This window comes from Kitasatospora sp. NPDC127035 (genome assembly GCF_042726075.1).
Taxonomy (GTDB): domain Bacteria; phylum Actinomycetota; class Actinomycetes; order Streptomycetales; family Streptomycetaceae; genus Kitasatospora.
Genome location: NZ_JBHXDN010000044.1, coordinates 17,610 through 29,385, shown reverse-complemented (window position 1 = coordinate 29,385; position 11,776 = coordinate 17,610). Strand labels below are relative to the sequence as shown.

The following is an 11,776-nucleotide window of genomic DNA, read 5'->3' as shown; positions in this document are numbered from 1 at the left end:
GGTCACCTATCGCTCTCGGGAACGGGCGCGGCGTCCGGCCGCCTGTCGCCGCCGGGCGTCGGCCCGCCGGCGGTTCTCCGCGCGCTGGCGCGCATCGGGCCCGGGGGTCGCGGCCGGACCCTCCGGTCGGCTCAGGTACGCGGCCAGCGACGCGACCGTGGGGTGCTGGAACAGCTCGACCATCGAGACCCGGTGTCCGGCGTCCGAGGCGAGCAGCGACCGCAGCTCGGCCATCAGCAGCGAGTGCCCGCCGAGGTCGAAGAAGTTGTCGTGGGCGCCGACCCGCTCGACCCCCAGGACCGCGCACCACAGTCCGGCCAGGGTGTGCTCCAGGCCGGCCGCGGGCGCCGTGAAGCGGGCCCCCGGCTCCGGCCGGCCGCCGCTCGGCTCGGGCAGGGCCGCGCGGTCCACCTTGCCGTTGGGCGTGAGCGGGAGGGCGTCCAGCACCTCGAAGACGGCGGGCACCATGTACGCGGGCAGGTGGCGCCGCAGGTGGCCGGCCAGCTCCGCGGGGTCGGGCGCCCCGGGGCCCCGCGCGGTGAGGTGGGCCACCAGCCGGAGGTCACCGCCCCGGTGCGGGCGGGCGGTCACCACCGCCTCGCGCACGGCGGGGTGCGCGGTCAGCACGGCCTCGATCTCGCCCGGCTCGATCCGGAAGCCGCGCAGCTTGACCTGGTGGTCCAGCCGGCCCAGGAACTCCAGCGCGCCGTCCTCGCGGAAGCGGGCGAGGTCCCCGGTCCGGTACAGCCGGGCTCCCGGGTCCGCGTCGAACGGGTCCCGGACGAACCGTTCGGCGGTCAGTCCGGGCCGGTTCAGGTAGCCGCGGGCCAGACCCCGCCCGCCGAGGTGGAGCTCCCCGGGCACCCCGACCGGCACCGGCCGCAGCGACCCGTCCAGCACGTACACCCGGGTGTTGGCGATCGGCCTGCCGATCGGCACCGGCCGGCGGCCGTCCTCGGGCGTGCAGGTCCAGTGGGTCACGTCGACGGCTGCCTCGGTCGGGCCGTACAGGTTGTACAACCGGGCCCGGCAGCGGGCCAGGAAGCGGTCCTGGAGGTCGCGCGGCAGCGCCTCGCCGCTGCAGACCACCCGGCGCAGGGTGGTGCACTCCTCCACCGGCTCCTGGAGGAAGACCTGGAGCATCGACGGCACGAAGTGCACCGTCGTCACCCGCTCCTCCCGGATCGTGCGGGCCAGGTAGCCGCCGTCGCGGTGACCCTCCGGGCGGGCGACCACGAGCGTGGCGCCCGTCGTCAGGGGCCAGAAGAACTCCCACACCGACACGTCGAAGGAGAACGGGGTCTTCTGCAGCACCCGGTCGGTGGCGTCCAGCCCGTAGGCGTCCTGCATCCACAGCAGCCGGTTGCGGATCCCGGCGTGCACGTTCATGACGCCCTTGGGGGTGCCGGTGGAGCCGGAGGTGTAGATCACGTAGGCCAGGTCCTCGCCGTCCACCGCGACCTGCGGGTCGTCGTCCGGCTCGCCGCCCGGTGCGGCCTCGAACTCCTCCACGCACAGCACCTCGGCCTCGGCGGCGGGCAGTCGCCCGAGCTCCTCGCGCCGGGTGAGCAGCACCGGGACCCGGGCGTCCCGGACCATGTGCTCCAGCCGGGCGGGCGGGAGGCCGGGGTCCAGCGGCAGGTAGGCGCCGCCCGCCTTGAGCACCGCCAGCAGCGCCACCACCAGCTCCGGCGACCGTTCCAGTCCGACGCCCACCACGACGTCCCGGCCGACCCCGAGCCGCAGCAGCCGGTGGGCGAGCCGGTTGGCCCGCCGGTTCAGTTCCCCGTAGGTCAGCCCGCGGCCCTCGAAGCGCACCGCCTCCGCCCCGGGGTGCCGTCGCGCCTGCTCCTCGAAGTCCTCGTGGATCCAGCCCCTCCCGGCGGGCCACTCCCGCGCGGTGGCGTTGAACTCCTCCAGGACCCTGCGGCGTTCGTCCCCCTCCAGCAGCTCCAGCCGGTCGACCGGGCGGTCCGGGTCCGCCACCACCTGTTCCGCCAGACGGCGGAAGTGGGCGGCGATCCGGGCCACGGTGGCCTCGTCGAAGAGGTCCCGGTCGTACTCGAACCAGCCGCTGAGCCCGCCGTCGCGGTCGAACGCCTGGAGTTCGAGGTCGAAGCGCGCGCCCTCGCTGCGGACCGGTAGGCGGTCCAGCTCCGCGCCGTTCAGGGTGAGCTGCGGCACCGCCTCCCGGCCGTAGGCGAAGCTCACCTGGTAGACCGGCGGCCGGCCGAGGTCGCGCGCGGTGTTCAGCTCCCCGACCACCAGCTCGAACGGCACCTCCTGGTGCTCGTAGGCGCCGAGGCAGGCCGTCCGGACCCGGTCGAGCACCTCGCCGAAGGACGGTTCCCCGCCCAGGTCGGTCCTGATCGCCAGGGTGTTGACGAAGTAGCCGATCAGCGGCTCCAGTTCGGGCCGGTCCCGGACGGCCATGGGCACGCCCACCACCACGTCCTGCTGCCGGCCGTACCGGGACAGCAGGACGGTGAAGACGGCCAGCAGCGCCATGTAGGTGGTCGCGCCGCTGCGGTGGGCGAGCCGGCCCAGCTCCCGCATCAGCGGTTCGGGGAGCTCGAAGGGCAGCGTGCCGCCGTTGAAGCCCTGGACCGCGGGGCGGGGCCGGTCCGTCGGCAGCTCCAGGACCGCCGGGGCCCCCGCCAGGCGCTCCCGCCAGTAGGCCAGCTGCTCCGCCCACCGTCCCTGGTCCCGCTGTTCCCGCTGCCAGACGGCGAAGTCCCCGTACTGGACCGGGAGGTCCGGCAGGGGCGAGGGCCGGCCCGCGGCGAACGCCTCGTACAGGGCTGCGAGTTCGGACAGCAGCACCCACACCGACCAGCGGTCCGAGACCAGGTGGTGCAGGGCCAGCACCAGCACCGACTCGTCGTCGGCGGTCCGCAGCAGCGTCATCCGCACCAGCGGCCCGGTCTCCAGGTCGAACGGCTCGCCGATCGCCGCCGCGGCGATCCGCTCGTCCAGCGCCGTCCCGGTGAGCCGGTCCTGCCGCAGGTCGATCTCGGGCAGCTCCACCGTGAGCCGGGGCCGGACCAGTTGGGCCGGCCGGCCGTCGAGCAGCCGGAAGGCCGTGCGCAGCGCCTCGTGGCGCCGGACCACCTCGTTCAGTGCGTCCCGCAGGACCTCGGCGTCCACCGCCCCGCGGACGCGGACCGCGCCCGGCACGACGTACGCCGGGTTGCCCGGCCGGACCTGTTCCAGGAACCACATGCCCTGCTGGAACACCGAGAGCGGGAAGGCGTCCTCGGTCGTTCCGTCCTCCGCGAGCCGGCGGTCCGCGAGCAGTTCCGCGAGCCGCGCCCGCTGGGCCGGGGAGAGTTCGGCCAGCCGCCGTTCGAGGTCAGTCATCGGCCCGCTCCGCCCGCTCCGGGGCGCCCGCCCCGCCCCCGGACGCCCGGGCTCCGGGCGCCTCGTCCCCGGACACCTGGTCCAGGAGGGCCAGCAGCTCCGCCGTCCGGTCCCCGGCCCGCGCCACCCGCCGGATCGTCGGCACCTCGCCGCCGCCCGCCGTCCCCTGCCCCGCCGGGCGGCCCGCCAGCTCGCCGGCCACCTGCTCGGCCAGGCCGCGGACGGTCGCGCCCTTGAGGAAGTCGGCCACGGTCACCTTGATCCCGAGTCGGCCCTGGACCTCGTTCCTGAGCTCCACCGCCATCAGCGAGTCCAGCCCGAGACCGGACAGCGGCGCGTCGGGATCGACGGTGGCCGCCCTCGAACCCAGGGCCGTCCGCACGCTCGACGACAGCCGCTCGACCAGCGTGCCGACGCGTTCCCCGGCGGGCACCCGCAGCAGCTCCTCGGCCGTGGGGAGCCCGCTCGCCGCGGACCGGCCCGGCGCGCCGGGGATCCGGTGCGGCGCGGTCTGCCGGGCCGGCCGTTCCTCGACGCGCCGTTCGTCGACGCGCCGTTCCTCGCCGGTCCGTGTCTCGGTGCTCCGGCCGGGGCCCGGCCGCTGACCGCCGGGGCGGTCCCCACCGTTGTCGCGGGCTCCGCCGGGGCGGGCCCGGCCGGCCCCGGCCGGAGCACCGCGGTCGGTCACCGGCGCCCCGCCGCCCGGTTCGTGCCAGCAGCGGGTGGCGGCGAAGGGATAGTGCGGCAACGGCGCCCGGGAGCGGGCGTAGTCACGGTCGAAGCCGGCCCAGTCGACCTCGGCGCCGTCGGCGTACAGCCGGCCGAGGCTGCCGAGGAGGACCTCCCAGTCGTCGTACGAGGGCCGCAGGCTGGGCAGCGTCCGAACGTCGTCGCCGGTCAGGACCTCGCGCACCAGGCCCAGCAGGGTCGGCGCCGGACCGATCTCCAGGAAGGTGCGGTACCCCAGGTCGTACAGGGCCCGGACCCCGTCGGCGAAGAGCACCGGCTGCCGGGCGTGACGGAGCCAGTAGCCGGTGTCCAGGGCTTCGTCCCACGGCCACAGCCGGCCGGTCAGGTTGGACAGCAGCGGGATCCGGGGCGCGCCGAAGGAGACCTCGTCCAGGGCCTTGCGCAGCGGTTCCAGGACCGGTTCGACCAGCGGGGAGTGCGACGAGGTGGAGATGCGCAGCCGCTTGACCTCCGCGCCGCGGGCGGTGAACGTCCCGCAGACCGCGTCGACCACCTCCCGCACGCCGGAGACCGTGGTGTTGGCCGGGCCGTTGACGGCGGCGACCGAGATCAGGGCGGCGTCGTACCGGGCGAGCTCCTCGGCGACCTCCTCGACCGGGGCGGAGACGGCCGCCATGGCGCCCGACTCGGCGAGCCGCTGGAGCAGCCGGCCGCGCTCGGCGACCAGCCGCAGGCCGTCCTCCAGGGACATCGCGCCCGCGAAGCAGGCGGCGGTGTACTCGCCGAGGCTGTGGCCGATGACGGCGGCCGGCTCCACCCCCCACGAGCGCCAGAGCTCCGCCAGGGCGTACTCCACGGCGAAGAGGCCGGGCTGGGCGTACTCCATGGTGTTGATCAGGTCGGACTCGGCGGGCGGCCCGGGCCGCTCGGGGTGGAGGACGGAGAGCAACGGCACCGGCAGGACGTCCCGCAGGATCTCGTCACAGCGGTCGAGGGTCCGCCGGAAGGACGGCTGGGTCTCGTACAACTGCCGTGCCATGCCGGCCCGTTGTGGGCCCTGGCCGGTGAAGAGGAAGACCGTGTCACCGGTCGCGGTGCCGGCGCCCCCGGCCGGGCCCGGCACCAGACCCTCCGCGGGGTCGTCCCGCACGAAGTCCGCGAGCCGGTCCGCGATCTCCCGGGGCGAGGCCCCGACGGCGGCGAGCCGGTGCGGGAAGTGCGAGCGCCCGGTGTTGGCGGAGAAGCACAGGTCGGCCGCAGCCTCCGGCTCCGCCGTCGCCAGCCGGTCCTGGTAGCGCCGGGCCAGCTTGAGCAGGGAGCTCCCGCTCTTCGCGGACAGGGCCAGCACCGAGAGGGGGCGCCGCCGGTCAGGTCCGGGCGCCGGGCGCTCCGGGGCCTGTTCCAGGATCAGGTGCGCGTTGGTGCCGCTGAACCCGAAGCTGCTCACGCCCGCCAGCCGCGGCGTCCCCTCCCCGGTCGGCCACGGGGTGAGGCCGGTCGGCACGGCGAAGGTGGTCCCGTCGAAGGAGATGTGCGGGTTGAGCTCGCCGAAGTGCAGGTTGGGCGGGATCAGGCCGCGGTCGAGGCAGAGCGCGGCCTTGATCAGCCCGGCGATCCCGGCCGCCGCCTCCAGGTGGCCGAGGTTGGTCTTCACCGCGCCCAGGTAGAGCGGCGCGCCCTCCGTGCGGCCGTAGACCTCGGCCAGCGCCGCCACCTCGATCGGGTCGCCCAGCTTGGTGCCGGCGCCGTGCGTCTCGATGTAGCCGAGCCGCTGCGGATCGACCCCGCCGGCCGCCAGCGCGCGGCGGAACAGGTCGCGCTGCGCGGCTCCGTTGGGCGCGGTCAGGCCCGAGCTGCGTCCGTCCTGGTTGACCGCGGAGCCGCGGATCACCGCGAGCACCCGGTCCTCGTCCCGCAGCGCGTCCGACAGCCGCTTGAGCACCACCACGCCGCAGCCCTCGCTGCGGACGAAGCCGTTCGCGGCCGCGTCGAAGGTCTTGCAGCGGCCGTCGTCGGCCAGCATCTCGGGGAACTGCGAGAAGGAGATGGCCGCCTCGGGCGACAGCACCGCGTTCACCCCGCCGCTGATCGCCAGGTCGCACTCGCCGAGCCGCAGGTTCTGGCACGCCTGGTGCACGGCGACCAGCGACGACGAGCAGGCGGTGTCCACCGAGACGCTCGGCCCGCGAAGGTCCAGCAGGTAGGACAGGCGGCCGCTGGCGATGCTGTGCGCGATGCCCGTGCTGGCGTGGGCCGTGATGTCCTCCGGCTCCCGGAAGAGCAGGCCGGCGTAGTCGTTGCTGCAGATCCCCAGGAAGACCCCGGTCCGGCTGCCGGCCAGCGCGTGCGGGGCCTGCCCGGCGTCCTCCAGGGCCTCCCAGGCGACCTCCAGCACCAGCCGCTGCTGCGGGTCCATGGACACTGCCTCGCGCCGGGAGATGCCGAAGAACTCGTGGTCGAAGCGGTCGATGCGGTCCAGGAAGCCGCCCCAGCGGGTACTGGTCCGCCCCGGGCGGCGCGGCTCCGGGTCGTAGAACGCGTCCACGTCCCAGCGGTCGGCCGGCACCTCGCCGATCGCGTCGGTGCCGCCGCTCAGCAGCTCCCAGTACGCATCGGTGTCGGTCACCCCGCCGGGGAACCGGCAGCCCACGCCCACGACGGCGATCGGCTCGGACCGGGCCTGCTCGTAGGCGTCGATCCGGTGCTGCATCCGCTCCATCGTCAGATAGGCGCGTTTCATCGCCGTCATCGACGCGGACCCGCCGTCCCGCGTGGTCCCGTCCCGGTCGGTCTCGTCCCGTGTGGTCATCGTCCCTGCCCCCGCTCGATCGGATCGGCACTGGCGTCGAACTGCTCGGTCCTGGCGAGGAGGAGCGCTTCGAGCTCGCGCTCCGAGAGCTCGTCGAGATCGAGCGCCGGGTCCGGACCCGGACGGGGCCCCGTCGTGGCGGCCGGGGTGTTCCCGGGCTCCCGGACCGGTGGCGGTGCCGCCGCGGCGGCCTCCAGCGCGATGCCCATCCGCTCGGCGAGGAAGGGCACCAGCGCGTCGAGCGTGGGGTACTGCCAGCCGAGCGTCGACGGCAGCGCGACCCCGAGCGAGAGCTCCAGCCGCGAGCGCAGCTCCAGGGTGCGCAGCGAGTCGAAGCCGAGGCCGGCCAGCGGCGCCGTGCCGTCGATCGCGGCGGCGTCCGGGGCGGCCCCCTGTTCCCCGAGCACCCGGGCGGCGACGTCCCGGCAGTGCCCGGCCAGCAGGGCCCGGCGGCGCCGGCCCGGCTCGACCGCCAGCAGCTGCCGGCGGATCGCGTCGGCGTCGTCCGGGGCCGGTGCGTCGCCGTCGGGCCGGACCCGGGCCACCACGGCCCGGCTGCCCAGCAGCCGGCCGAGGGCGGCGACGCCCTCGCGGTCGACGCTCAGGGCGGGCAGTCCGAGGGCCCGGCGGTGTGCGGCCAGGGCGTCCAGGAAGGCGCCGACCGCGGCCTCCCGGCCGGGCGGGGCGGTGGGGGAGCACAGCACGAAGAAGTCCAGTTCCCTGGCGGCGGTGGCCAGATGGAGCTGCCACGCGCCGGCGGCCCGGGCCGCGGTGGAGCGCAGGAGCGCCTCGGCCGCCGGCACCGCGCCGTCGTGCGAGCCGTCCGCCGTGCCGTCCGCCGTGCCGTCCGCACCGCCGTCGTCCGTGCCGTCGTCCGTGCCGTCGTCCGGGGCGTCCCCGGTGTGGACGACACCGGCCAGTGGCGGCCCCGAGGCGTCCAGCCCGGCCAGGAGGTCGGCCACCTCCTCGGCGCGGGACAGGTCCACGACCGGCCGTGCGATCTCGACGCCCCGGGACCGCAGTTCGGCCAGCACCCCGGCCGCTCCCGCGGCACCGGCCGAGGCCCGGGCGTCCGGCTCGCCGTCCCCGCCGGGGGAGGGCGCCCCGACCAGCACGATGCGGCGGGCACCCCGGTCGGCGAGCTGCCGGGCGGCCTCCAGGGCCGCGGCCGACGCCCCACCGGTGACCAGGTACGACGCCTCCGCCCGGACGGTCCGGGCCGGGGGCACCGCGATCTCCGGTGCCTCGTCCGGCCGGAGCACCAGCTTCCCGGTGTGCCGGGCCCGGGCCATCCGGGCGAAGACCTCCCGGGCCTCGGAGAACGGGTGGACCGTGACCGGGAGCGGCTCGAACTGCCCGTTGTCGAAGCCCCGCACCACCTCGTCGAACAGTTCGGCGAGCAGCGCCGGCTGCTCGTGGAAGGTGTGCTCCAGGTCGACGGCGAACAGCGAGCGGTTCCGCTTGAGGAAGCCGAGGCCGACCGGACTGTCGTCGTGGATGTCGCGCTTGCCGAGCTCCACGAACCTCCCGCCCGGCGCCAGCAGGGCCAGGCTGCGCCGCAGTGCCTCGCCGGTCAGCGAGTTGAGCACCACGTCGACGCCGCGGCCGTCGGTGAACCCGGTGATCTCGTCGGCGAAGGCCAGTGACCGGGAGTCCATCACCCGCGCCACGCCCAGGTCGCGCAGGAACCGCCGCTTCTCCTCGGTCCCGGCCGTGGCGAGGACCTCGGCGCCGCACCGGCGGGCCACCGCCAGCGCGGCCAGGCCCACGCCCCCGGACGCCGAGTGGATCAGCACCTTCTCGCCCGCCCGCAGCCGGGCCAGGTGGCAGAGCCCGTACACGGCGGTCAGGAAGGCGACCGGGGTGGCTGCCGCCTGCTCGTCGTCGAGCGCCGCCGGTCGCGGCGCCACCAGGTGCGCCTCGGTGGTGGTGTACGCCGCGAGCGCGGACGGGACCACCGCCATCACCGGGTCGCCGACCCGCAAGCGGTCGACGCCCTCGCCCACCGCGCTGATCCGGCCTGCGCACTCGACACCCAGCGGGACCGTCCCGGTGGCGCCCGGGTAGGCGCCCATCGCCTTGAGGACGTCGCTGAAGTTGAGCCCGGCCGCCGTGACCTCGATCTCGACCTGGCCCGGCCCCGGCGCGGCCCGTTCCCACCGGGTCGGCGTCAGGCTCTCCAGGATGCCGGGCCGCACGGCCAGGATCCGGTGGTTGGGATCGCGCCGAGGGTCGAACGGCCGCCGCGGCCACGCCGCTTCGGTTCCGTCCGGGGTGACGTGCGGGACCGGGACGGGGGAGTGGCGGGCCGGGCCGCGCAGGGCGGTCCACGGCTCGTCACCGGGGCGGATCAGCAGGTCGAGCAGCAGGTCGAGCAGCCGGGCGGCGTCGTCCCGGGTCGGCTCCGGGTCGAGGTCGACGACGACGGGGCGGAGGCCGCCGAGCGCGGCGGCGGACGCCACGGCCGGTCCCGTCAGCAGCGCCCGGGCGGGCACGGGAGCCGGGTCACCCTCGACCACCCGCTGGGCGCCCCGGGTCAGCAGCGCGACGCGCGGGCCGCCCGGCAGGCCGTCACGGGCGAGCTCCTCGATCAGCCGCAGGGCCGGGAGGGCGACGCCCTCCCGTTCCTCCGACGGCGGGAACGGTCCGGGGCCGCCCGGGGGCGGGCCGCCGGCGGTGTCCAGGCCCCAGGCGTACACCAGCCCGGTCAAGGGCTCGTCCCCGGCGGCGCGCACCTCCTTCAGCAGCGCGGTGAGGTCCTCCGGGCGCAGCGGGTCGATCTCGTGGTGGAGCGGGTCCACCAGGTGGTGGCGCGGCCCGGGGGTGACGGTCACGCAGCTGCCGCCGCGGGCGGTGATCTCGGCGCGCAGCGCCTCGCCGACCCCCGTGCCGTCGGCGAACAGCAGCCATCGGCCGGGCGGGCCGGCGGGCGGCGCGCCGGCGTCGTCGTCCCGCCGTGCCCACTCCAGGGTGACGAGGGGAGGGTCGGCCGGCCGCTCCCGCCCGGCCGCCGGGGCGGTCGCCGGGTCGGCGGCCGTCGCCCCTGCGGCGGCCCCGCCGACGGCGGACCCGGCGGGGACCGGCCCGGTGACCGGTAGGGGCCCGTCCGCCGGCTCGGGTGCGTGACGCCGCCGCTGCCAGGGGTAGTTCGGGAGGTCGACGACGGCCCGGGGCAGGGCCCGGGAGCCGTCGTCCGCGCCGTCCGCGTCGTCCCGGCCCGGGTCCCGCTCGGCGAGGACCACGCCGGGCGGCGACCCGCCCTCGGCGAGCCCGTGGAGCGCCCGCAGCGCGGACGCCCGGTCGGGTGCGGTGACCCGCGCCTGCCAGCGGTGCCGTGCACGACCGGCACCCACCGTGTACGCGAACGCCGGGTAGTGGCCGTCGTCCGGCAGCGCCGCGAGGCTCCGGTGGAACCCGGCCGCCAGGGCGCGCACCGCCTCCGGCGTCCGCGCCGAGACCACGAAGCCCCGGACCGGCACCGCCGCGACCGCAGCACCGGCCGGGCCGCCGCCCGCGTTCCCGCCTGCGCTCCCGGCCTTGCCCCCAGCCGTGTTCCCGGCCGTGTCCTCGGCCGCGCCGAGGACGACATGGGCGTTGGTCCCGCCCATCCCGAAGGCACTGACCGCGGCGTGGCGGCCACCGCGCTCCGGCCACGGCCGCAGCGCGGTCGGCAGGGTGATGCCGGTGCCGTCGAGGTCGATCAGCGGGTTCAGCGTGGCGAAGTGCACCAGCGGCGGCACCGCGCGCCGTTGCAGGCACAGCACCGCCTTGACCAGCGCGACGACCCCGGCGGCGGACTCCGGGTGGCCCAGGTTCGCCTTGACCGAGCCGACCACCAGCTCGGCCCCGCCGTTGCGGCGGCCCAGCGCGGCGGCGATCGCCTCCATCTCGATGGTGTCCCCGAGCGGGGTGCCGGTGCCGTGCGCCTCCACCAGGCCGATGTCGGCGGGGGCGAGCCCGGCGTCCGCCAGCGCCGTCCCGATCAGCGCGGCCTCCGACAGCACGTTGGGAGCGGTGAAGCCCGTCGAACGGCCGGTCTGGTTCACCGCCGAACCGTGGATCACGGCGTGCACCCGGTCACCGTCGCGCCGCGCGTCCTCCAGCCGCTTCAGGACCAGCACGCCGCAGCCCTCGCCCCGGGTGAAGCCGTTCGCCCGGGCGTCGAAGGGGCTGCACCGCCCGTCCGGGGACAGCGTGCCCGCCAGCCGGTGCAGCCGGGTCGCGCGCGGCGAGAGCACCAGGTTCACCCCGCCGGCCAGCGCCACGTCACACTCCCGGCGGGCCAGCGCCTGCCGCGCCAGGTGGACCGAGACCAGGGACGAGGAGCAGGCGGTGTCCACCGTGACCGCCGGACCGGCCAGCCCCAGTGCGTACGCCAGCCGGCCCACCGTGAAGCAGTGGCCGTTGCCTGCGGCCCAGTGGGTGTCCGGCTCGCCCCGGTTCCAGTCCCAGTACTCCTGACCGGTGATGCCGACGAACAGCCCGGTCCGGGCGGCGTCCAGCCGGTCCGGGGGGAGCGCGGCGTTCTCCAGGGCCTCCCAGGCGACCTCCAGCAGCAGCCGCTGCTGCGGGTCGACCCCGCAGGCCTCCTCGGCGCTCATCCCGAAGAACTCCGCGTCGAAGTCCATGACCTCGTCCAGGAAACCGCCCACGTGGGGCAGCCGCTCCCACTCGGCGGCGAACGGCCCGCGCCGCCCTTCGGGCAGCGGACGCACCAGGTCGCGGCCCTCCGCCAGCGCGCTCCAGTACCCGTCCAGGTCGGCGATGCCGCCCGGGAGCCGCAGGCCGATCCCGACGACGGCCAGCGGGCCGGTGCCGTTCGCGGCGTCGAGCTGCGCCCGCAGCTTCCGGACGGTGTCGAGCGCCCTCGTCAGCGGCGTGGGCGCGGCCGCGGTGATCTCGCGCTGTGCCTCCACG

The 11,776-nt window shown here is 76.4% G+C and carries 3 protein-coding genes; all 3 read right to left on the bottom strand.

Features of this window, described 5'->3' with window-relative positions:
- Positions 1–6 precede the first annotated feature (6 nt).
- The 3 genes from ACFWIC_RS26830 to ACFWIC_RS26820 are packed head-to-tail and all read right to left on the bottom strand — an operon-like array spanning position 7 to position 11,775.
- Positions 7–3,360 (bottom strand): amino acid adenylation domain-containing protein, encoded by a 3,354-nt coding sequence (locus ACFWIC_RS26830; RefSeq protein WP_380520187.1) that lies wholly within the window; start codon positions 3,358–3,360, stop codon positions 7–9.
- Positions 3,353–6,859: a type I polyketide synthase gene (locus ACFWIC_RS26825; protein ID WP_380520186.1), complete on the bottom strand. Its 3,507-nt coding sequence runs from the start codon at positions 6,857–6,859 to the stop codon at positions 3,353–3,355. Before ACFWIC_RS26825 ends, ACFWIC_RS26830 begins: the two co-directional genes overlap by 8 nt.
- Complete coding sequence (locus tag ACFWIC_RS26820) at positions 6,856–11,775, bottom strand: beta-ketoacyl synthase N-terminal-like domain-containing protein (protein ID WP_380520185.1); 4,920 nt, start codon at positions 11,773–11,775, stop codon at positions 6,856–6,858. Before ACFWIC_RS26820 ends, ACFWIC_RS26825 begins: the two co-directional genes overlap by 4 nt.
- Position 11,776: the final 1 nt, after the last annotated feature.

What these genes read in the sequence shown, in the direction of transcription:
- ACFWIC_RS26830 (WP_380520187.1), bottom strand. Translation starts at nt 3,360, where the DNA reads ATGACTGACCTCGAACGGCGGCTGGCCGAACTCTCCCCGGCCCAGCGG.
- ACFWIC_RS26825 (WP_380520186.1), bottom strand. Translation starts at nt 6,859, where the DNA reads ATGACCACACGGGACGAGACCGACCGGGACGGGACCACGCGGGACGGC.